The sequence below is a fragment of the Lysobacter sp. GCM10012299 genome, from assembly GCF_042649405.1.
In the GTDB taxonomy this organism is placed as follows: domain Bacteria; phylum Pseudomonadota; class Gammaproteobacteria; order Xanthomonadales; family Xanthomonadaceae; genus Lysobacter_J.
This window is the reverse complement of the sequence record NZ_JBHRZC010000001.1, coordinates 578,153-598,252: the sequence shown is the minus strand read 5'-3', so window position 1 is coordinate 598,252 and position 20,100 is coordinate 578,153. Positions and strand designations below refer to the sequence as shown.

General features: G+C 67.3%; 21 protein-coding genes. 5 read left to right on the top strand and 16 right to left on the bottom strand.

Annotation, left to right across the window (positions count from 1 at the left end; all coding sequences use genetic code 11):
* Positions 1-672: 672 nt before the first annotated feature.
* The 3 genes from folP to rlmE all read right to left on the bottom strand — a co-directional run bounded on the left by folP (position 673) and on the right by rlmE (position 4,431).
* On the bottom strand, positions 673-1,572 hold the full coding sequence (gene folP / locus ACFOPO_RS03015; RefSeq protein ID WP_386700704.1) for a dihydropteroate synthase: 900 nt from the start codon (positions 1,570-1,572) through the stop codon (positions 673-675).
* A 234-nt stretch (positions 1,573-1,806) separates the two neighbouring features.
* A complete protein-coding gene (ftsH, locus tag ACFOPO_RS03010) occupies positions 1,807-3,702 on the bottom strand; it encodes an ATP-dependent zinc metalloprotease FtsH (RefSeq protein ID WP_386700702.1) in 1,896 nt (631 codons plus the stop codon).
* Positions 3,703-3,783: 81 nt separating this feature from the next.
* Entirely contained in the window at positions 3,784-4,431 is a 648-nt protein-coding gene (rlmE, locus tag ACFOPO_RS03005; RefSeq protein ID WP_386700700.1) for a 23S rRNA (uridine(2552)-2'-O)-methyltransferase RlmE, read from the bottom strand.
* A gap of 91 nt (positions 4,432-4,522) precedes the next feature.
* Between rlmE and yhbY the strand changes: the two genes are divergently transcribed.
* Together yhbY and ACFOPO_RS02995 are read left to right on the top strand one after the other, a co-directional pair.
* Positions 4,523-4,828, top strand: coding sequence for a ribosome assembly RNA-binding protein YhbY (gene yhbY, locus ACFOPO_RS03000; RefSeq protein ID WP_386700698.1), 306 nt, complete (start codon positions 4,523-4,525; stop codon positions 4,826-4,828).
* Between the two features lie 32 nt (positions 4,829-4,860).
* Positions 4,861-5,241, top strand: coding sequence for an Mth938-like domain-containing protein (locus ACFOPO_RS02995; protein ID WP_386700696.1), 381 nt, complete (start codon positions 4,861-4,863; stop codon positions 5,239-5,241).
* Positions 5,242-5,875: 634 nt separating this feature from the next.
* Here the strand turns inward: ACFOPO_RS02995 and ACFOPO_RS02990 are convergent.
* The 4 genes from ACFOPO_RS02990 to surE are packed head-to-tail and all read right to left on the bottom strand — an operon-like array spanning position 5,876 to position 8,838.
* The gene (locus tag ACFOPO_RS02990) at positions 5,876-6,697 is read right to left on the bottom strand and encodes a peptidoglycan DD-metalloendopeptidase family protein (protein WP_386700694.1); all 822 of its coding nucleotides are present in this window, start codon (positions 6,695-6,697) and stop codon (positions 5,876-5,878) included.
* Positions 6,694-7,311, bottom strand: a complete 618-nt coding sequence (locus ACFOPO_RS02985; RefSeq protein WP_386700692.1) for a YqaA family protein — start codon at positions 7,309-7,311, stop codon at positions 6,694-6,696. Before ACFOPO_RS02985 ends, ACFOPO_RS02990 begins: the two co-directional genes overlap by 4 nt.
* A 46-nt stretch (positions 7,312-7,357) precedes the next feature.
* Positions 7,358-8,035, bottom strand: coding sequence for a protein-L-isoaspartate(D-aspartate) O-methyltransferase (locus tag ACFOPO_RS02980; RefSeq protein ID WP_386700690.1), 678 nt, complete (start codon positions 8,033-8,035; stop codon positions 7,358-7,360).
* Positions 8,032-8,838 carry a 5'/3'-nucleotidase SurE gene (gene surE, locus ACFOPO_RS02975; protein WP_386700688.1) on the bottom strand — a complete coding sequence of 269 codons (807 nt, stop codon included), beginning with the start codon at positions 8,836-8,838 and terminating at the stop codon, positions 8,032-8,034. The genes ACFOPO_RS02980 and surE overlap by 4 nt, the downstream gene beginning before the upstream one ends.
* 206 nt (positions 8,839-9,044) lie before the next feature.
* Here surE and ACFOPO_RS02970 point away from each other — a divergent pair, with 206 nt between their 5' ends.
* Positions 9,045-9,608 (top strand): Smr/MutS family protein, encoded by a 564-nt coding sequence (locus tag ACFOPO_RS02970; RefSeq protein ID WP_386700686.1) that lies wholly within the window; start codon positions 9,045-9,047, stop codon positions 9,606-9,608.
* A gap of 29 nt (positions 9,609-9,637) precedes the next feature.
* On the opposite strand, the gene ACFOPO_RS02965 is transcribed toward ACFOPO_RS02970, so the two are convergent.
* The 9 genes from ACFOPO_RS02965 to ACFOPO_RS02925 form a co-directional block, all read right to left on the bottom strand.
* A complete protein-coding gene (locus tag ACFOPO_RS02965) occupies positions 9,638-9,883 on the bottom strand; it encodes a hypothetical protein (protein ID WP_386700684.1) in 246 nt (81 codons plus the stop codon).
* A gap of 151 nt (positions 9,884-10,034) precedes the next feature.
* A complete protein-coding gene (truD, locus tag ACFOPO_RS02960) occupies positions 10,035-11,093 on the bottom strand; it encodes a tRNA pseudouridine(13) synthase TruD (RefSeq protein ID WP_386700682.1) in 1,059 nt (352 codons plus the stop codon).
* Positions 11,090-11,581, bottom strand: coding sequence for a 2-C-methyl-D-erythritol 2,4-cyclodiphosphate synthase (gene ispF / locus ACFOPO_RS02955; protein ID WP_386700680.1), 492 nt, complete (start codon positions 11,579-11,581; stop codon positions 11,090-11,092). Before ispF ends, truD begins: the two co-directional genes overlap by 4 nt.
* Positions 11,578-12,261 carry a 2-C-methyl-D-erythritol 4-phosphate cytidylyltransferase gene (ispD, locus tag ACFOPO_RS02950; protein WP_386700678.1) on the bottom strand — a complete coding sequence of 228 codons (684 nt, stop codon included), beginning with the start codon at positions 12,259-12,261 and terminating at the stop codon, positions 11,578-11,580. The genes ispF and ispD overlap by 4 nt, the downstream gene beginning before the upstream one ends.
* Before the next feature lie 14 nt (positions 12,262-12,275).
* Positions 12,276-12,611 carry a cell division protein FtsB gene (gene ftsB / locus ACFOPO_RS02945; protein ID WP_386700676.1) on the bottom strand — a complete coding sequence of 112 codons (336 nt, stop codon included), beginning with the start codon at positions 12,609-12,611 and terminating at the stop codon, positions 12,276-12,278.
* 17 nt (positions 12,612-12,628) lie between these two features.
* Positions 12,629-13,918 carry a phosphopyruvate hydratase gene (gene eno, locus ACFOPO_RS02940; protein WP_200609422.1) on the bottom strand — a complete coding sequence of 430 codons (1,290 nt, stop codon included), beginning with the start codon at positions 13,916-13,918 and terminating at the stop codon, positions 12,629-12,631.
* A gap of 159 nt (positions 13,919-14,077) precedes the next feature.
* A complete protein-coding gene (kdsA, locus tag ACFOPO_RS02935) occupies positions 14,078-14,911 on the bottom strand; it encodes a 3-deoxy-8-phosphooctulonate synthase (protein WP_241918813.1) in 834 nt (277 codons plus the stop codon).
* 103 nt (positions 14,912-15,014) lie between these two features.
* Positions 15,015-16,679, bottom strand: a complete 1,665-nt coding sequence (locus tag ACFOPO_RS02930) for a CTP synthase (RefSeq protein WP_386700673.1) — start codon at positions 16,677-16,679, stop codon at positions 15,015-15,017.
* Positions 16,680-16,946: 267 nt separating this feature from the next.
* Positions 16,947-17,204 (bottom strand): hypothetical protein, encoded by a 258-nt coding sequence (locus ACFOPO_RS02925; RefSeq protein ID WP_386700671.1) that lies wholly within the window; start codon positions 17,202-17,204, stop codon positions 16,947-16,949.
* Positions 17,205-17,421: 217 nt separating this feature from the next.
* On the opposite strand from ACFOPO_RS02925, the gene ACFOPO_RS02920 reads away from it, so the two are divergent.
* Together ACFOPO_RS02920 and parE are read left to right on the top strand one after the other, a co-directional pair.
* On the top strand, positions 17,422-18,117 hold the full coding sequence (locus ACFOPO_RS02920; protein WP_386700669.1) for a hypothetical protein: 696 nt from the start codon (positions 17,422-17,424) through the stop codon (positions 18,115-18,117).
* 24 nt (positions 18,118-18,141) lie between these two features.
* The gene (parE, locus tag ACFOPO_RS02915; protein ID WP_386700667.1) at positions 18,142-20,049 is read left to right on the top strand and encodes a DNA topoisomerase IV subunit B; all 1,908 of its coding nucleotides are present in this window, start codon (positions 18,142-18,144) and stop codon (positions 20,047-20,049) included.
* Positions 20,050-20,100: the final 51 nt, after the last annotated feature.

The window sequence follows — 20,100 nt, the reverse complement described above, 5'->3', positions numbered from 1 at the left end:
GGCACTGGCCCGGCGGAACCGTTGCCGGCGCAACCGTGCCGCGACGCAGCATCGACGCGCTACTCCACAGTTCCTGTGGGCAAGCACTGGGGCAAGGCTGTTGATAACGTGCTCCACGCCTTTGCCCGCAATGCTTCCCGGGTGTTTGTCGATTTTTTCGCCAGCCCGGGCGCGCTGTCCACAATGCCTGTGGACAAGCCTGCGGACAGTGATGTGTGCAGATCGCGGACAGGCTGCTGCGACGGGGCCTGCGCCATGTTGGCGAAAAAATGACCGGCGAAATCTGTTGACTTGGCGCGTTGATTCGGCATGCCTCGGCGTGCGATTCCGACCTCGGCGCATTCCGGAAAATTCGCCAGGACGCAAGCCATTTCGACACCGTCATGCACTCTATCCACAAAGCCTGTGGACAAGCCTGCGGACAGTTGTGTGGAGACAACGCTGCGCGCCTTGCTGCACAAGCAATGCAAGGGGTGTGGCGAACAATTGACCAGCGAAAAAGGTTGACTTGCCGGGCCAGTTCGGCATCGCCGACGCTTCTATCCACAACGCCTGTGGACAAGCCTGCGGACAGCAGTGTGGAGCGAATGCTGCGGGCCTTGCGACACAAGGGCCGCAACGATTGTGGTGAAGAATTGACCAGCGGAAAATATTGACGCGCGCGGCGCGCGATTACTCGTCGTCAGGCCACGTCGGCATCGACGGCGCAGCTTTCGCCCTCGGCAACTTCTGCGCCGACAGCGCGGCCCACACTTTCAGCGCGTCCACGGTCGCGGCGACGTCGTGCACGCGCAGCAGTTTCGCGCCGCGTTGCGCGGCGATGAGGTGGGCGGCCACCGAACCATGCACGCGTTCGCGCGGCTGCGTGCGCCCGGTGATCTCGCCGATGGTCTTCTTGCGCGAGAGCCCGGCCAGCACCGGCACCCCGAGTTCGGCGAAGCGCTCGAGTTGCGCGAGCAGCGCCAGGTTGTGCTGCGTGTCCTTGCCGAATCCGAACCCCGGATCGACGACGATGTTCTTCTTCGAGATGCCGGCCATCTCGGCGGCGAAGATGCGCTCGGCGAGGAAGCGATGCACTGCGGCCACGACGTCGTCGTATTGCGGCGACTGCTGCATCGACCGCGGCTCACCTTGCATGTGCATCAGCACCACCGGCACGCGCAGGCTCGCCGCGGCATCGAGCGCGCCTTCGCGGCGCAGCGCATGGACGTCGTTGATCATGCCGGCACCGGCCTGCACGGCCGCGCGCATGACCTCGGGCTTGGACGTGTCGATGCTGATCGGCAACGTCGTTTCGCGGGTAAGGCGCTCGATGACCGGAATGGTGCGGCGCAGCTCCTCCTCCAGCGAGACTTCATCGGCCCCGGGGCGAGTCGATTCGCCGCCGATGTCGAGGATGTCGGCACCCTCTCCTGCCAGCTGCAACCCGTGCGCGACCGCGGCTTCCAGCGTGTCGTGCGCGCCGCCATCGGAGAACGAGTCCGGGGTGACGTTGACGATGCCCATGACGCGCGGGCGATCGAGCACCAGCGGGCGGCCGTTGCAGTCGAGGATGAGGGTGGTGTCGAACATGCGCGGGCTCCCTGGTGACAGTGCTTGCGCAGGGTAGCCCGGGGGCGGTGCGGGCGGAACCTCCGGCTGCGGGCGGGTCCTTCGACTTCGCTGCGCTACGCTCAGGACGAACGGGATCACTCACTCACCATTCGTCCTGAGCGTAGCGCCGCAGGCGCGAAGTCGAAGGACCGCCCAAAGAAAAAGGGCCGGGATTTCACCCGGCCCCGCTCATTGCGTCGTCATCCGATCCGGTCAGGTCTGCGCCGCAGGCCCGCCGATCGTGCCCGGACGCTCGCCGTCGTCCTTCGAGGTCTTGCCCGACTTCGACCAGTCCGCCGGCGGGCCCGGCACGCGGCCGGCCATGATGTCGTCGATCTGGTGCGCGTCGATGGTCTCGTACAGCAGCAGCGCATCGGACATCGCGTGCAGCTTGTCGAGGTTGCCCTTGAGGATCTCGGTGGTGCGGGCGTAGGCGCGGTCGAGGATGTCGCGGACGACTTCGTCGATCTTGCGCGCGGTCTCGTTGGAGACGTTCTTGTGCTGCGTCACCGAGCGGCCCAGGAACACCTCATCCTCTTCCTCGCCGAAGGTGATCGGACCCAGCTCGGACAGGCCCCACTTGGTGACCATGTTGCGCGCCATCTTGGTCGCGCGCTCGATGTCGTTGGAGGCGCCGGTGGTGACCTTGTCGACACCGAAGATCAGTTCCTCGGCGACGCGGCCGCCGTACAGCGAGCACAACTGCGACTCGATCGCGGTGCGGTTGTAGCTGTACTTGTCGCCCTCGGGCAGGTACATGGTCACGCCCAGCGCGCGGCCGCGCGGAATGATCGTGACCTTGTAGACCGGGTCGTGCTCGGGAACCATGCGACCGACGATCGCGTGGCCGGCCTCGTGGTAGGCGGTGAGCTTCTTCTCGTCCTCGCTCATCGCCATCGAGCGGCGCTCGGCGCCCATCAGGATCTTGTCGCGCGCCTTGTCGAAGTGCTCCATGCGCACGTCCTTGGCATTCTCGCGCGCCGCGAACAGGGCCGCCTCGTTGCAGAGGTTGGCCAGGTCGGCGCCGGAGAAACCCGGGGTGCCACGGGCGATGGTCATCGGCTCGACGTCGTCGTGCAGCGGCAGCTTGCGCATGTGCACGCGCAGGATCTGCTCGCGGCCCTTCACGTCCGGCAGGCCGACCACGACCTGGCGGTCGAAACGGCCCGGACGCAGCAGCGCCGGGTCGAGCACGTCGGGACGGTTGGTCGCGGCGATGACGATCACGCCCTCGCCACCCTCGAAGCCGTCCATCTCGACCAGCAACTGGTTGAGGGTCTGCTCGCGCTCGTCATGACCACCGCCGAGACCGGCGCCGCGATGGCGGCCGACGGCGTCGATTTCGTCGATGAAGATGATGCACGGCGCGTGCTTCTTGGCCTGCTCGAACATGTCGCGCACGCGGCTGGCACCGACGCCGACGAACATCTCGACGAAGTCGGAACCGGAAATGCTGAAGAACGGCACCTTGGCTTCGCCGGCGATGGCGCGGGCGAGCAGGGTCTTGCCGGTGCCCGGCGGGCCGACCATCAGCACGCCGCGCGGGATCTTGCCGCCCAGCTTCTGGAACTTGGACGGGTCGCGCAGGAACTCGACGAGCTCGCCGACTTCTTCCTTGGCTTCGTCGCAGCCGGCAACGTCGGCCAGGGTCACCTTGACCTGGTCCTCGCCCTGCAGCTTGGCCCGCGATCGACCGAAGCTCATCGCGCCCTTGCTGCCGCCCTGCTGCATCTGCCGCATGAAGTACACCCAGATGCCGATGAACAGCAGCCAGGGCAGGACGTTGATGATGATGTAGAGCAGCGACGGCCCGCTCTGCGGCGGCGCCTGGTCGATGGCGACCTTGTGCGAGATCAGGTCGTTGATGAGGTATTCGTCGCCGGGGCTGTAGGTGACGAACTTGCTGCCGTCCTTGCGCTCACCGTTGATGGTGGTCCGATCGTCGCCGATCTTGACCTCCTTTACCCGGTCCTGCTGCACCTGCTGGACGAACTGGTCGTAGGCCAGCGTTTCGCTGCCTGCCGCGCGCGGTCCGAACGCCTGGAACACCACCATCAATACGACGGCGACGATTACCCAGAGCAGCAGATTCTTGGCCAAGTCGTTCATCAATTCCTACCTGTCGCCCTCATGGCGTTGTTGCAGCGGGGGCGGCGCCTGGGCGCCTGTACATCTCGGGGTTGTCGCACATTACTTCATAACCGCGCGCTTGCCCTGTGCCAGCGCGTACACCTCGGGCGACCGCTTGCGCGACGCCTCCGGCTTGCGGATGACGACCTTGTCGTAGCGTCGCCGCAGCTCCTTCACGTACTCGTCGAAGCCCACCCCCTGGAACAGCTTGATCAGGAAGTTGCCGCCGGTACGCAGGTGCTGGTCGGCGAAATCCATCGCCAGTTCGGACAGGTACATCGCCCGCGGCATGTCGACCGCATCCACACCGCTCTTATTGGGGGCCATATCCGACAGGACAAGGTCCACGCGCTGGCCGTCCAGGGAGGCCACCAGCTGCGATAGGACCTCATCCTCCCTGAAATCGCCATGAAGGAACTCGACCCCGGCCAGCGAGGGCATTTCGAGGATGTCCAGGGCGATCACCCGGCCCGGCCGGGCCGGATCCATGCGGTCGAGCTCGCCGCGCAGCCACTGCGACCAGCCGCCGGGGGCGGCGCCGAGGTCGACCACGACCATTCCGGGCTTCAGCAGCCGGTCACGCTCGACCAGCTCCTCGAGCTTGTAGGCAGCGCGCGAACGCAGCCCTTCCGCCTTGGCCTTCTTAACGAAGGGGTCGGAAAAGTGTTCCTTGAGCCAGCGCTGGCTGGATTTGCTGCGAGTCGCCATGGGGCGTGGGGGCCGGCGTGATTGGGCCGTGGGGCCCGTGGGAGTGGTCATGATACCCTGCGCAACCCACCCCCAAGCTTCCCGTGCCCCAATGCAGACCGTCCTGACCGCCACCCAGACCCGTTTCCTGCGCGGCCAGGCCCATGATCTGAAGGCCATGCTGCAGGTTGGCGGCAAGGGCGTGACCGCGTCGCTCATCGCCGAAGTCGCCCTGGCCCTGGAACACCATGAGCTGATCAAGATCAAGGTCGCCGCCGAGGACCGCGAGGCCCGCGACGCCATGATCGACGACATCGCCCTGCGCACCGAAGCCGCGCTGGTGCAGCGCATCGGCCATACCGCGATCCTGTACAAGCCCAGCCAGGACCGTCGCCAGATCGTGCTGCCGCGGGCCTGACACCGCCCTGATTCACGGCACTCGAGTCGTCGATGCAGCTCAACCTCGAACATCCCGACCAGGCGTTTTACCTGCGTGCTGCCGACGGTACGTCTGCGCTGGTCAACGATCGACGCCTGTACGCCAGTTTCGTCCTGTCGCCGGACCAGTTGATCGAAGACTGGCCGGTGCGCGAGGTCAAGGCGATCACGCCGCAGGACCTTGAACCGGTACTGGCGCTGGAGCCGGAAGTGATCCTGCTCGGCAGCGGTGCGACCCAGGTGTTCCCGACTGCAGCCGTCATGGCCGCCTGCCTGGGCCGCGGCGTCGGCCTGGAAACCATGACCAATGCCGCCGCCGCGCGCACGTTCAACGTGCTGTCGGGCGAAGGCCGCCGCGTGGTCGCGGCCTTCGTGTTCGGCCAGGCGCCCTGACAGCCCACCCGTCATCCCGGCGAATGCCGGGATCCATCTTGACGTTGCTGTTGGCCGCAGGCTTCTGCCTTCGGAGCGGCGTCGTCCGCAGGGACGGGGAGTGCTCCGTCCCGCGGACGACATCCTGTCTTTACGCGGGACGCGGGACATCCATGTCCCGCTGCTCCGCACTCCCCGCCCCTGCGGCCAACGCTCTGGCGATTCGTTGCGCGGTCTTCGGCAGGCAGAGGGCAAGTGCAACGACACTGGGTTCCCGCCTGCGCGGGAATGACGGGTATACCTCACCGTCATCCCCGCGAAGGCGGGGATCCAGGGACGTTGGCTTTGGTTTGGCCCTGCGCCTTCGAGGTGCCCCTCGCCGCCAGCAGCAACCGCAGACCCGGAGGGCGCCGCACAGGACGTGCGGCGTTTTTCTAAGGGACAGGGATGTCCCTTAGAAAAATCCCCTCTGCCACTCCGGTCGCAGGACTGGTTTGTCGAGGAGGCCATTTCTTTTTGGTTACTTTTTCTTTGGGCCAGCAAAGAAAAAGTGACCCGCCGCTTCAGTGGCGGAAGCTTTTGACGTTGCCTCGCAAGAACAAAGGCAAAGGCAAAGTCAAAATGGGTCCCGGCGTTCGCCGGGACGACGGGACGCTTACTTCTTCGGCAGGTATAGCAGCGGGTCGACCGGCTTGCCGTTGTAGCGCACCTCGAAGTGCAGCATCTCGCGCGGCGCGCCGCTGCGGCCCATCTCGGCGATCTGCTGGCCCGCCTTCACCAGCTGGCCCTCGTTGACCAGGCGATTGCGGTTGTGGCCATAGGCCGACAGCCACTGCTCGTTGTGCTTGATGATGATCAGCTCGCCGTACCCGACCAGGCCCGAACCCGAATACACCACCACGCCGTCGGCGGCCGCGCGCACCGGCGCGCCACTGCTGCCGGCGATATCGATGCCCTGCTTGGTCGGCTCACCGGCGACGTAGCGGCCGATCAACTCGCCATCGGCCGGCCAGCGCCAGTTGAAACCGCTGGCCACCGGCGCCGCTTGCGGCGGGCTGGGCGGTGCGGTGGTGGTCGGCGGGCGCGAAGTGCCCGCAGGGGGCTTCGTCGCCGGTACCGGTCGCGTCGCGGCCGTGCTTCCCGAGCTGCTGCCGGAACTGCCCGAACTGCCTGGCGGATAAAGACGCAGGCGTTGGCCGGGGTAGATCGTGTAAGGCGCGGGGATGCCGTTCCACGCGGCCAGGTCGACCGCGCGGATGCCATTGCTGGAAGCCACGCGGTACATCGTGTCGCCCTGCTGTACCACGACGGTCTTGCCGTACCGGGGCACCGACGGCTTGACCGTGGTCGTGCCACCGCCTGGCGTGCGGGTCACCTTGGTGCTGGCGCAGCCGGCCAGTGCGGCCACGACCAGCGCCGCTGCCAGCAACTGGCGCGGAGCGGCGGGCATTCGTGCTCGTGTCGTGCGTGCGCTCATCCTGTGAACTGTGCCTTCCATACCAGCCATGCCAACGCTGCCAACAGCAGGACCGACGCGGCCCAGCCGATCGGTTCGATGTAACGGCGCAGCGCAGCTTCCGCGCGCTCGCCACCCAGGCGGATCGCCAGCGCGATCAGGTACACCCGCTTGCCGCGGCCAATGAACATGCTGGCCATGAACGGCAAGACCGGCACACCGACGATGCCCGACGCCCAGGTGAATATCTTCAGCGGAATCGGTGTGAACCCGGCCAGAACCAGCAGCCAGAACGCCTTCCACGGCGAGTTCGCGGCGATCTCGCGCAGCTGCGTCACCTGCGCATCGATGCGGTCGATCCAGCCCAACGACGTCAGCAGCGGCTTGACCAGTTCGTAGGCGAAGTGCCCCAGCGCGTAACCCAACAGCGCGCCCACCATCGAGCCGGCCAGGCTCAGCGTGGCGAACCAGAACGCGCGTCGCCGATCGGCCAGGCACATCGGCGCCAGCATCACTTCCGGCGGAACGGGGAACACCACGGCCTCGGCGAAGCTCAGGCCGGTCAGCAAGGCGGGCGCGTGGCGATGGCGCGCCCAGGAGATGGTGCGCTCGTAAAGCGGTCCAAATATCTTCAACGCCAGTCCTTCCGGTGCGTCACTGCAGAATGGGTTTCCGGGGTGTTCAATCGATCATCCCTGACAGCAGCGGCACGAATACGACCGGAGCCAGCGTGTGTTGGGTGACGGCGCCATCGGCGTCCTTGTGCAGCTTCAGCAGCGATTGCGACGATGCGCCGCCGACCGGCGCGATCAGCGTGCCGCCCGGGGCCAGCTGCGCGGTCAACGATTCGACCAGTGCCGGCGCCGCCGCGGTGACGATGATCGAATCGAACGGGCCATTCTCTGGCCAGCCGATGCGGCCGTCATCGTGCTTGCTGCGGATGTTCATGCCGAGCTGGCGGAAGCGCTTGCGCGCGGTGCGCAGCAGCTCGCCGATGCGCTCCACCGTGTGCACTTCCAGGCCCAGCGCGGCGAGCACCGCCGCCTGGTAGCCCGAGCCGGTGCCGATCTCCAGCACCTTCTTCGGCTCGGCCTCGAGCACGGCCTCGGTCATCTTCGCCACCACCCACGGCTGCGAGATGGTCTGGCCGTGGCCGATCGGCAGTGCCGTGTCCTCGTAGGCGCGCGTGGCCAGCGCCTCGTCGACGAACAGGTGGCGCGGCACGGTGCGGATCGCGTTGAGCACGCGTTCGTCGCGGATGCCGTTTTCGCGCAGGCGCTCGACCAGGCGGTCGCGGACCCGCTGCGAGGTCATGCCCGAGCCGATTGCTTCGGGTTGCAGGCGCATGCGTAGCGTCATGCGCTGTGCTCCGTGCGTTGGCGAACGGCACCACGGTCGAGCGACACGGCCAGCCCATCGACCCAGCTCGCCACCTGGTCCAGCGCCTGGTAACGCGTCAGGTCGACATGGATCGGGGTGATCGAGATGTTGCCGGTGCGCAGCGCGTGGAAGTCGGTGCCGGGGCCGGCGTCCTGTTCCTGGCCGGCAGCCCCTATCCACCACCACTCGCGGCCGCGCGGATCGTGCTGCGGGATGCAGGCCTCGGCGCGGTGGCGGTTGCCCAGGCGGGTGACTTCGAAGCCACGGACCTCGTCCCACGGCAGGTCTGGCACGTTGACGTTGAGGATGGTGTCGGCCGGCAGCGGATCGACGCGCAGGCGGGCGATGATCTCCACCGCAGCACGCGCGGCGGTCTCGTAATGGCGGCCGGTGTGGTCGACGGTCTGCAGCGACATCGCCACCGCAGGCAGGCCGAGGAAGCGCCCTTCCATGGCCGCGGCGACGGTGCCGGAATAGATCACGTCGTCGCCGAGGTTGGCGGTGTTGTTGATGCCCGACACGACGATGTCGGGCTCGACCTCGAGCATGCCGGTGATGGCGACATGCACGCAGTCGGTGGGGGTGCCGTAGACGCGCCAGGTCGATTCGTCGAGCCGCTGGACGCGCACGGGCGCATCCAGGGTGAGCGAATTGCTGGCGCCGGAGCGGTCCCGGTCGGGGGCGACCACCAGCACCTCATGGCCGGCGGCGCGCAGGCCTTCGGCGAGGACGCGGATACCGGGGGCGTCGACGCCGTCGTCGTTGCTGACCAGAACTCGCATGAACTCCCTTGATCGAACCTTGGAACGTGGGCTTGTGACGTTGCCGGCCCGCGAGTGAATGCGCTCGCAGGACCGTTCGGCACCCATGATAGCCGATGGGGATTGCCCGCCCTCATCCCTGCCGCTCCGGCGCGAACGGAAGCCGCCGCACCTGGCCGCATCTGGCCGGCATCTGGCGGGCAAGGGTTTTCGCCTAGACTTGAGCCATGTCTGAAGAGCACGACGACGACGACGCCGAGCTGTTCCGCGCCGCGATCGGTCCGGTGCGGCGGCTGCGCGACACCGCGCCGCCACCGTCGGCGCCCAAGCCGCGCCCACGTGCCCGCATGGCCGAGCGCGACGAGGCGCAGGCGCGCGAGCAGTTCCGCCACGCCCTCGATGAAAGCCTGCTCGACGCCGGCGACGCCCTCGCCTACCGCCGCGACGAAGTCTCACCGCGCCTGCTGCAGAAGCTCAAGCGCGGCGAGATCTCGATACAGGAGGAACTGGACCTGCATGGCGCCGACACGCGCGAGGCCGAGCAACTGCTGCGGGCATTCCTGCACGATGCCCGCCAGCACGGCGTCGGCTGCGTGCGGGTGATCCATGGCAAGGGGTTGCACGGCGCCGCCTCGATCGCGAGCAGCGGCATGCCGGTGCTGAAGAACCTGGTCGACCGCATGCTCAGGCAGCGCGCGGACGTCCTCGCATTCCACTCCGCGCCGCCCACGCAGGGCGGCACCGGAGCGGTGCTGGTACTGCTCGCGCCCCGTCGCCTGCGCTCATCCTGAGCCGGCCAGCGGGACGCCAGGCAGTGGTGCTACTTCGGCTGACCGCTTTCTTCGGCGACCTGCTCGGCCGTCTTGCGCGGCGTATTGACCCAGACCACCTCGATGCCGCGGCGGCGGGCAACACGTTCGACGTAGGCGATGTAGGCCTCGTCGTCGTCCATGATCGACGGCGCCTTCTGATCCGGCACTTGAGCGGTCTTGCTCTGCATGCCGGCGCAGGCCGACAGGCCGACGACCGACACCAACAACACGGCCATGCGTAACGATGCGTTCATGACGACATCTCCATGACGTGATCGCCCTACCCGACGGGTACGACGGCACAACGCGACATAACGCGCCTTGTACGATTTCGGCTTATACGCCGGCGCTTGAGGCGCACCAGTGCCAGCAGATGCCTTCCGACGAACGGTCGGAATTACCCGTTCAGCCGCTGCGTCCCAGCGCGCGCACGTCACCCAGCTCGGCCAGCACGACCGTGGCGTAGGTACCCGGTGGAAGGCTGAAAGCCAACTGGAGTACATCGCCATCGAGCCAGTCCCACGCCAGCTCGGTCGGCTTCAGGCGCAGGGCGCGGCGCTCCTGCTTGAGTCCTTCGGCTTCCAGGCCGGCGCGCAGCGCGGTGGCGTCTTCGCCGGACAGTGCCGCCAGTTCCAGTGAAGCGGCCTCGTCCTGGCTGCGCAGTTCGCCTTTGCCCCACAGCGGGCCGCTGGGATGGATGTCGAACGCCACCAGGCGCTGCGCGAGTTCGTCGCTGAAGGGCTCGGGCCCGAACACGCTGCGACTGCCGTCGAGCAGCCAGACTTCGCCGTTGAGCGCCTGGTCCCAACTGGCGGCCTGCACGCGCGAGGCAAGCACGCGATTGAACAGCTCCGAGCGCGCCGCCGACAGCAACAACGTGCGTTGTTCGCGACGCACGCGCCGGCCGGCGAACATCGCCATGGCATTGGCGACGTTGTCGCCATCGCGGCCGAAGCGCTGCTCGCCGAAGTAGTTGGGCACGCCGCGCGCGGCAATCGCCTGCAGGCGCGATTCGATCGCTTCGCGCTCACCGGCCACTTCGCGCAGGACCAGGACGAAACGGTTTCCGGCCAGCGCACCGCGCGGCAGCTTGCGCGCATGCCAGGTGTGCTCAAGCACGCGCAGGTGCTCGTTGTCGGCGCTGGTTTGCAGGGCCGCCAGGTCCGGGGCGACGCGCTTGGGCAGGTGGACGCTGAAGCGCTGCCGGGTCACGGCGTTGCGGTCCTTGAGGCCGGCATAGCCGATCGCCACTTCGCCCACGCCCGCCCATTCGGCGATGCGACGCGCGGCGAAGGCGGTGTTCATGCCGCGCTTCTCGATGGTCAGCAGCAGGTGCTCGCCGCTGCCGCTGGGCTCGAAGCCCGGCAGCTCTTCGACCAGGAAGTCCTCGGGGGCAGTGCGCATGTTGGCGCTGAGCACGGCAGGCCCGTGCGCACGCGGCAGCACCGGCTCCTGCGTGCTCACGCGCGCACCAGCAGGCACACCGCCATCGCCGCGATGCCTTCGCCGCGACCGGTGAAGCCAAGCTTCTCGGTGGTGGTGGCCTTGATGCTCACCGCGTCCTCGGCCAGGCCAAGATCGGCTGCCAAGCGCTTCCGCATCGCCGCCGCATGCGGGCCGACCTTGGGGCGTTCGCAGATGACGGTGATGTCGGCGTTGCCGAGTTGCCAGCCGCGCTCCTGGATCGATGCCTGGCAGTGGCGCAGGAACGCGCGACTGTCGGCGCCCTTCCATTGCGGATCGCTCGGCGGGAAGTGCTGGCCGATGTCGCCCAGCGCGAGTGCGCCGAGCATCGCGTCGCACAGCGCGTGGATGACCACGTCGCCATCGGAGTGGGCGACGATGCCGCGCTCGTGCGGTACGCGCACGCCGCCGAGCATGACGTGGTCGCCTTCGCCGAAGGCGTGGACGTCGAAACCCTGGCCGATGCGGATGTTCATGGGGTCAGTCATCTGTTGGAAATCAGGTAGCTCGCCAATGCCAGGTCGGCCGGCGTCGTCACCTTGAGGTTGTCCTCGCGTCCTTCGACCAGCGCCGGGTGGGCGCCGGTGCGCTCCATCGCCATCGCCTCGTCGGTGACCACGATGCCCGCCGCCTGCGCCTGTTCCAGCGCGGCCGTCAGGGCGCCACGACGGAACGCCTGCGGCGTGAACGCGCGCCACAGCCGCTCGCGTGGCTCGGTCGCGGCGATATGTGCCGCGGCGTCGGCACGCTTGAGCGTGTCGCGGACCGGAGCGCCCAGGATGGCGCCGTCGGCATGGGCACTGGCCGCTGCGATCAGGCGATCGAGGTCTTCACTGCGCAGGTTGGGCCGTGCCGCATCGTGCACCAGCACCAGCGTGTCGTCGCCGACGTCGGCCGGGAGCGCCTGCAATGCCGCCAGCACCGAATCGGCGCGCTCGCCGCCGCCGACGCAGCGCAGCACCGGCTTGCCGTGCAGGTTGGCCCAGCCGGGCCAGAGCGCGTCGTTCTTCGACAACGCGACCATGGCACCGGCAACGCGCGGGTGCGAGAGCAGCGCATCGAGCGCGTGCGCGATCAACGGACGGCCGGCGATTTCGAGGTACTGCTTGGGCGTCTCGCCACCAAAGCGCGAGCCGCGACCTGCTGCGGGAATCACGGCCCAGATCACTTGGTCACTCGTGGTCACTCGGGTTTGGGCTCGGTGCTTTCGTCCGGCGCCGGGGCCGGCGCCGCGCCTTCCGGCTCGACCACGCGGTAGAAGGTTTCGCCCGGCTTGATCATGCCCAGCTCGCTGCGCGCACGCTCCTCGACCGCCGCCTCGCCGGACTTGAGGTCCTCGACTTCGGCGGCGAGGGCGTCGTTGCGCTGCTGCATGCCCTTGTTCTCGTGCGCCTGCTGCTGCACCTGCTGCTGCAGGCGGGCGACCGAGCGGCTGCCGCCCTCGCCCACCCACAGCCGGTACTGCAGGAACACCAGCAACCCGGCCAGTGCCAGCAGCAGCAGTCGCAAGCCGCGCATGCGCCGGGTCTCCCGGCTCAGCGCTTGAGCGAGATGAAGGCGTCGCGGCCGGCGTACTTCGCCGCGGCACCCAGCTGCTCTTCGATGCGCAGCAGCTGGTTGTACTTGGCGACGCGGTCGCTGCGGCACAGCGAGCCGGTCTTGATCTGGGTCGCGGTGGTGGCGACCGAGATGTCGGCGATGGTGGTGTCCTCGGTTTCGCCCGAACGGTGCGAGACGATCGAGGCGTAGCGGTTGGCGTCGGCCATCGCGATCGCTTCCAGGGTCTCGGTCAGCGTGCCGATCTGGTTGACCTTGATCAGGATGGCGTTGGCCACGCCCTTGTCGATGCCTTCCTGGAAGATCTTGGGGTTGGTCACGAACAGGTCGTCGCCGACCAGCTGCACCTTGTTGCCGATGCGCTCGGTCAGCAGCTTCCAGCCGGCCCAGTCGTTCTCGGCCATGCCGTCTTCGATGGTGATGATCGGGTACTGCGCGGCCCAGTTGGCGAGGAAGTCGACGAACTGCTCGCTGGTCAGGCGCTTGCCTTCGCCGGTGAGGTTGTACTTGCCGTTCTCGAAGAACTCGCTGGAGGCGACGTCGAGGCCGAGCAGGATGTCTTCGCCGGCCTTGTAACCGGCCTTGCCGATCGCTTCGAGGATGGTTTCCAGCGCTTCCTCATTGCTGCGCAGGTCGGGTGCGAAACCGCCCTCGTCGCCCACCGCCGTGCTCAGGCCGCGGCCCTTGAGCACCGACTTGAGCGCATGGAACACCTCGGTGCCGGCGCGCAGCGCTTCGGCGAAGTTGTCCACGCCCACCGGCAGGATCATGAATTCCTGCAGGTCGACGTTGTTGTCGGCGTGCGCACCGCCATTGATGATGTTCATCATCGGCACCGGCAGCACGGCCTCGCGGCCACCGGCCAGGTACTTCCACAGCGGCAGCTTCTTCGAGGCGGCCATGGCGTGGGCATTGGCCATCGACACGCCGAGCAGCGCGTTGGCGCCCAGGCGGCCCTTGTTCTCGGTGCCGTCGAGGTCGATCAGGCGGCGGTCGAGGCCGGCCTGGTCGGCGCCATCGAAACCGGCCAGCGCGGTGGCGATCGCACCGTTGACGTTCTCGACCGCCTTGCGCACGCCCTTGCCCAGGTAACGGGTCTTGTCGCCGTCGCGCAGCTCGACTGCTTCCTTGGTGCCGGTGGAGGCGCCGGACGGCACCATCGCGCGACCGAAGCTGCCGTCGGCCAGGGTGACCTCGGCTTCGAGCGTGGGATTGCCGCGGCTGTCGAGGATCTCGCGGGCGTGGACTTTGGCGATGGTCGTGGTCATGTCGTCGAAGGTGTGGTCAAAGAGGGGTGTGGTCAAAGGGCACGGTGGCCGGACAGGCGCCAGCCGGGGACGATAGCCGAGTTGGGCCGGCGCCGCGCGGTCGCGGCGCTCGCCAGGGGTCGCAGAAGACGCCGCAAGGGTCGGCTGCGCCCGGCATGGTCAGGCGTCGGATTCCAGGAATCCGTTGCGCTTGGTGATCTCGTCGAGCTGCTTGAGCGTCTCCAGCAGCGCGCGCATCTTCGGCAGCGGCCAGGCGTTGGGGCCGTCGGACAGGGCCTCGTCCGGCACCGGATGGGTTTCCATGAAGATGCCGGCAATGCCGACCGCCATCGCCGCGCGCGCCAGCACCGGCACGAACTCGCGCTGGCCGCCGCTCTTGCCGTCGGCGCCGCCGGGCAGCTGCACCGAGTGGGTCGCGTCGAACACCACCGGGCAGCCGGTGTCGCGCATCACGCTCAGCGAGCGCATGTCCGAGACCAGGTTGTTGTAGCCGAAGCTGGCGCCGCGCTCGCAGGCCATGATCAGCTCGTTGCCGGTGGCCTTGGCCTTGTTGGTGACGTGCTTCATCTCCCACGGCGAGAGGAACTGGCCCTTCTTGATGTTCACCGGCAGGCCGGTGCGCGCCACGTTCTGGATGAAGTCGGTCTGGCGGCAGAGGAACGCCGGGGTCTGCAGCACGTCGACGACGCTGGCGACCTCGTTCATCGGCGTGTACTCGTGCACGTCGGTCAGGACCGGCACGCCGATCTGCTTCTTCACTTCGGCCAGCACCTTCAGGCCCTCTTCCAGGCCGGGGCCGCGGAAGCTGGTGCCAGAGGTGCGGTTGGCCTTGTCGAAGCTAGACTTGAAGATGAAGTTGATGCCCAGCTCGGAAGTAATCTCCTTGAGCTTGCCGGCGACGTCGAGCTGCAACTGCATCGACTCGATCACGCACGGGCCGGCGATCAGGAAGAAGGGCTGGTCGAGACCGGCTTCGAATCCGCAGAGTTTCATGCATCACTCCTGGTGGCGCCATCCCTGCGAACGACGGCCAAAGACAACGTCAAGGTGGGTCCCGGCTTGCGCCGGGACGACGTGGCGAATGCGGCCGCAGCCGTCACGCAGTGGCTTCCTTCAGCAGCCGGCCGCCGGCCTGCGCCTTGTGCTCGCGCGCGGCGCGGACGAAACCGATGAACAACGGGTGGCCGTCGCGCGGCGTCGACAGGAACTCCGGGTGCGCCTGGCAGGCCAGGAACCACGGGTGCTTGTCGCGCGGCAGTTCGACCATTTCCACCAGCAAGTCGTCCATCGACTTGGCCGAGATCACCAGGCCGGCATCCTCGAGCTGGCTGCGGTAGCGGTTGTTGAACTCGTAGCGGTGGCGATGACGCTCGGCGACCACGTCGGCGCCGTAGACCTCGCGCGCCAGCGTCGCCGGCTTCAGGCGCTGCTCCTGCAGGCCCAGGCGCATGGTGCCGCCCAGGTCGCTGTCCTCGCTGCGGCGTTCGATCTCGCCGGTGGCAGTGCGCCACTCGGTGATCAGGCCGATGACCGGATGCGGGCTGGCCTTGTCGTTCTCGGTGCTGTTGGCGCCATCGAGGCCGCCGAGGTGGCGGGCAACGTCGACCACCGCCGCCTGCATGCCGTAGCAGATGCCGAAGTACGGCACGCCAGCCTCACGCGCGAACTTGGCGGTGAGCACCTTGCCTTCGAAACCGCGGTCGCCGAAGCCGCCCGGCACGAGGATGCCGTCGACGTCCTTCAACGAGGCCACGCCCTGCTCCTCGATCTCGCTCGACTCCAGCCACTTCAGCTTGACCTTGGTGCGCTGGCGCAGGCCGCCGTGCTTGAGGGCCTCGGCGAGCGACTTGTAGGCGTCCTGGTGGTCGATGTACTTGCCGACCACGGCGATGCGGACTTCGTCGACCGGATGCTCGCTGGCATCGACCACTTCGTCCCATTCGGTCAGGTCGGCCGGGCCGGCGTTGATGCGCAGGCGGTCGAGCACGATCGTGTCCAGGCCTTCCTCGTGGAAGCGGCGCGGCATCTTGTAGATGTTGTCCAGGTCGACGGCCGAAATGACGGCGCGCTCGGGGACGTTGGTGAACAGCGCGATCTTGCGGCGCTCGCTGTCGGGCAGCGGCTGCTCGCTGCGGCACAGCAGCACGTCGGGCTGGATGCCGATCGAACGCAGTTCCTTGACCGAGTGCTGGGTCGGCTTGGTCTTGAGCTCGCCGGCGGCGGCGATGTACGGCACCAGGGTCAGGTGCATGAACAACGCGCCTTCCGAACCGCGCTCGCTGCGGATCTGGCGGATGGCCTCGAGGAACGGCAGCGACTCGATGTCGCCAACCGTGCCGCCCACCTCGACCAGGGCCACGTCGAAGCCTTCGGTGGCCTCGATGATGCAGCGCTTGATCTCGTCGGTGATGTGCGGGATCACCTGCACGGTGCCGCCCAGGTAGTCGCCGCGGCGCTCCTTGCGGATCACGTTGTCGTAGATGCGACCGGTGGTGATGGAATTCTTGCGACTGAGCCGGTTGCGCAGGTAGCGCTCGTAGTGGCCCAGGTCCAGGTCGGTCTCGGCGCCGTCGTCGGTGACGTACACCTCGCCGTGCTGGAACGGGCTCATCGTGCCCGGATCGACGTTGATGTAGGGGTCGAGCTTCATCATCGTCACGCGCAGGCCGCGTGCTTCGAGGATGGCCGCCAGCGAGGCTGCCGCAATGCCCTTGCCAAGCGAGGACACCACGCCGCCGGTGACGAAAATCAGGGGAGTCATGGTTTTGCTACCGCTGGAAAGCCATAGTCTACAGGCTGAGTCGCTTTCCGGCGAGCCGTCCGGGCGCCGCAGGGCCGTTCAGACGCGCTGGAGGCGGTCCTTCGACTTCGGCCTGCGGCCTACGCTCAGGACGAACGGAATCCCCGCGCCACCGTTCGTCCTGAGCGTAGGCGCAAAGCGCCGAAGTCGAAGGACCACTCGCCCCCTGAAACGGCAACGCCCCGGCGAACCGGGGCGTTGCAGGTCAGACCTTTTGAGCCGAACGGCTCAGCGGTCGTCCTCTTCCTCGGGCTCGACCTCGGGGCGGGACTTGGACTTGTCCTTCTTGCCCGCCTTGTCGGCGTCCGATTGCGACTGGGCCTTGTCGGCCTTGCTGGCCTTGCCCGACTGGTCGGCATTGGCCTTCTGGGCCTGCGCCGCCTGTTCCCGGGCCTTGGCGTCGGCCTGGGTGTCCTGCGCGAATGCGGACGGCAGGGCCAGCGCGGCGGCGATGGCAGTCGGAAGCAGAAGCTTGCGGATGTTCATTGGTGTCTCCTCGATGCGTCTTGCAGGCTGGAGCCTGCGGCCACCCTACCCTTGCGCGCCATGCTGACCGCTGAACGTTGCGTTGACAAATCAGATCCGCGCCGGCGCGCTTGACCGCGTGCCGCGGCATGGCATCCTCGCCGCTCGAACACGCCACAAGGGGCCGCCAACCGGCCGCTTCAACAGACTGTTCCACAGGGGGAACTCCGTCGTGCACATGATTCGTCTGCTTGCCTTGCCGCTCCTGCTCGCCTGCTCCTTCGCTGCCCCGGCCGGGGATCTCAAGCCGCTGCCGCCGGAAAAGATCCAGGTCAACAAGCTCACCAGCGACACCCAGCAGACCAGTGCCAACAACGAGACGGTCGACCTGGTGTGGTGGCTGCCGGCGCAGTTCTGGCTGGCATCGTCGTCACGCAGCAAGGACGGGGATGGCGAGGCGATGAAGGAAATCGCGGCGCTGTTCCGCCAGTACACCGTGATCGCAGCGGTGAACGGAAAAGTCGGCAAGCTGGGCATCGACAGTTTCATGAACGAGGACCAGCTGCGCGAGTCGCTCCTCCTGCGCGGTGCCGACGGCAAGGATTACCAGCCGATCGCCCCGGAGAAGCTCGATCCGAAGGTGACGATGATATTCGGCGTGCTCAAACCGATCCTGGGGAGCATGATCGGCCAGCTGGGCACCAACCTCCATTTCTTCGTGTTCCCGGGCAAGGGCAAGGACGGCAAGGCCCTGGCCGATCCGCTGGCCACTGGCACGGTGACGGTGAAGCTGGGCCAGGCGCGGTACGATTTCACCACCCCGCTGGGCAGCCTGCTGACCCCGCAGCACGATCCGCTCACCGGCCAGGAATTCCCCGGCAGCTACCGCTTCAACCCGTACACCGGCAGCCCGCTTGAAGCGCTGTCGGAATAAGCCCCCACTTCCGACGCACTGAGAATGAGCAGCCGCTACAACGCCGCAGACATCGAAGTCCTCTCCGGCCTTGACCCCGTCAAGCGCCGCCCCGGCATGTATACCGACACCACGCGCCCGAACCATCTGGCGCAGGAGGTCATCGACAACGCGGTAGACGAGGCGCTGGCCGGCCACGCCCGTTTCATCGACGTCACGCTGCACAGCGACGGCAGCTGCTCGGTCGGCGACGACGGCCGCGGCATGCCGGTGGACATCCACCCCGAGGAGAAGATCCCGGGCGTGGAACTGATCCTCACGCGCCTGCACGCCGGCGGCAAGTTCAGCAACAAGAACTACACCTTCTCCGGCGGCCTCCACGGCGTCGGCGTCAGCGTGGTCAATGCCCTGTCGACGCTGGTCGACGTGCGCATCAAGCGCGACGGCAACGAGTACCGCATGACCTTCAAGGATGGCGACCGCGCCACGCCGCTGGAAGTCATCGGCACCGTCGGCAAGAAGAACACCGGCACGCGCGTGCACTTCTGGCCCGACCCTAAGTACTTCGACACGCCCAAGTTCAACCTGCGCTCGCTGCGCCACCTGCTGCGCGCCAAGGCCGTGCTGTGCCCGGGCCTGACGGTGCGCCTGCATGACGAGGCCAGCGACGAACGCAACGAGTGGTACTACGAAGATGGCCTGCGTGATTACCTGCGCGGCGAGCTGAGTGACCGCGAGCTGCTGCCGCCGGACCTGTTCGTCGGCAAGCTTTCCAAGGACACCGAGACTGCCGACTGGGCGGTGGCGTGGGTCCCGGAAGGCGAGCTGGTGCAGGAGAGCTACGTCAACCTGATCCCGACCGCGCAGCACGGCACGCACGTCAACGGCCTGCGCACCGGCTTCACCGATGCGCTGCGCGAGTTCTGCGACTTCCGCAACCTGCTGCCGCGTGGCGTCAAGCTGGCGCCGGAAGACGTCTGGGATCGTGTCGCCTTCGTGCTCAGCATCAAGATGACCGACCCGCAGTTCAGCGGCCAGACCAAGGAGCGGCTATCGTCGCGCCAGGCCGCTGGCTTCGTGGAAGGCGCCGCGCACGATGCATTTTCGCTGTGGCTCAACCAGCACACCGAGATGGGCGAGCGGATCGCCCAGCTGGCGATCGAGCGCGCCAGCGCACGACTGAAGACCGAGAAGCAGGTCGTCCGCAAGAAGATCACCCAAGGCCCCGCCCTGCCCGGCAAGCTGGCCGACTGCAGCAGCCAGGACCTGTCGCGCACAGAACTCTTTCTGGTGGAAGGCGACTCGGCCGGCGGCAGCGCGCGCCAGGCCCGTGACAAGGACTTCCAGGCGATCCTGCCGCTGCGCGGCAAGATCCTCAACACCTGGGAAGTGGCTTCCGGCAGTGTGCTGGCCTCGCAGGAAGTACACGACCTGGCCGTCGCGATCGGTTGCGACCCGGGCAAGGACGACCTGTCGGGCCTGCGCTACGGCAAGGTCATCATCCTCGCCGACGCCGACTCCGACGGCCTGCACATCGCCACCCTGTTGACGGCGCTGTTCCTCAAGCACTTCCCGTCGCTGGTCTCGGCCGGCCACGTGTTCGTGGCGATGCCGCCGCTGTTCCGTGTCGACGTGGGCAAGCAGGTGTTCTACGCGCTCGATGAAGAAGAGAAGCGGATCCTGCTGGAGAAGATCGAGCGCGAGAAGGGCGACCGCAAGAAGGGCTTCAGCGGCCAGGTCAACACCACCCGCTTCAAGGGCCTGGGTGAGATGAACCCGTCGCAGCTGCGCGAGTCGACCATCCACCCCGACACCCGCCGCCTGGTGCAACTGACCGTCGACGACGACGTGCAGACGCACTCGCTGATGGACATGCTGCTGGCCAAGAAGCGCGCCGGCGACCGCAAGCAGTGGCTGGAAACCAAGGGCGACCTGGCGACGCTGGAAGTCTGACGCCCCTCCCCCGCAGGAGCCGCCTGGCGATATATGCTTCGGCAGATCGCC

Coding starts and splice junctions, on each gene's coding strand:
- ftsH (WP_386700702.1), bottom strand. CDS start 3,702: ATGAACGACTTGGCCAAGAATCTGCTGCTCTGGGTAATCGTCGCCGTC.
- rlmE (WP_386700700.1), bottom strand. CDS start 4,431: ATGGCGACTCGCAGCAAATCCAGCCAGCGCTGGCTCAAGGAACACTTT.
- ACFOPO_RS02990 (WP_386700694.1), bottom strand. CDS start 6,697: ATGAGCGCACGCACGACACGAGCACGAATGCCCGCCGCTCCGCGCCAG.
- ACFOPO_RS02995 (WP_386700696.1), top strand. CDS start 4,861: ATGCAGCTCAACCTCGAACATCCCGACCAGGCGTTTTACCTGCGTGCT.
- ftsB (WP_386700676.1), bottom strand. CDS start 12,611: ATGCGCGGCTTGCGACTGCTGCTGCTGGCACTGGCCGGGTTGCTGGTG.
- folP (WP_386700704.1), bottom strand. CDS start 1,572: ATGTTCGACACCACCCTCATCCTCGACTGCAACGGCCGCCCGCTGGTG.
- yhbY (WP_386700698.1), top strand. CDS start 4,523: ATGCAGACCGTCCTGACCGCCACCCAGACCCGTTTCCTGCGCGGCCAG.
- ACFOPO_RS02965 (WP_386700684.1), bottom strand. CDS start 9,883: ATGAACGCATCGTTACGCATGGCCGTGTTGTTGGTGTCGGTCGTCGGC.
- ACFOPO_RS02925 (WP_386700671.1), bottom strand. CDS start 17,204: ATGAACATCCGCAAGCTTCTGCTTCCGACTGCCATCGCCGCCGCGCTG.
- eno (WP_200609422.1), bottom strand. CDS start 13,918: ATGACCACGACCATCGCCAAAGTCCACGCCCGCGAGATCCTCGACAGC.
- ispF (WP_386700680.1), bottom strand. CDS start 11,581: ATGACTGACCCCATGAACATCCGCATCGGCCAGGGTTTCGACGTCCAC.
- surE (WP_386700688.1), bottom strand. CDS start 8,838: ATGCGAGTTCTGGTCAGCAACGACGACGGCGTCGACGCCCCCGGTATC.
- ACFOPO_RS02980 (WP_386700690.1), bottom strand. CDS start 8,035: ATGACGCTACGCATGCGCCTGCAACCCGAAGCAATCGGCTCGGGCATG.
- ACFOPO_RS02930 (WP_386700673.1), bottom strand. CDS start 16,679: ATGACTCCCCTGATTTTCGTCACCGGCGGCGTGGTGTCCTCGCTTGGC.
- parE (WP_386700667.1), top strand. CDS start 18,142: ATGAGCAGCCGCTACAACGCCGCAGACATCGAAGTCCTCTCCGGCCTT.
- ACFOPO_RS02920 (WP_386700669.1), top strand. CDS start 17,422: ATGATTCGTCTGCTTGCCTTGCCGCTCCTGCTCGCCTGCTCCTTCGCT.
- kdsA (WP_241918813.1), bottom strand. CDS start 14,911: ATGAAACTCTGCGGATTCGAAGCCGGTCTCGACCAGCCCTTCTTCCTG.
- ACFOPO_RS02970 (WP_386700686.1), top strand. CDS start 9,045: ATGTCTGAAGAGCACGACGACGACGACGCCGAGCTGTTCCGCGCCGCG.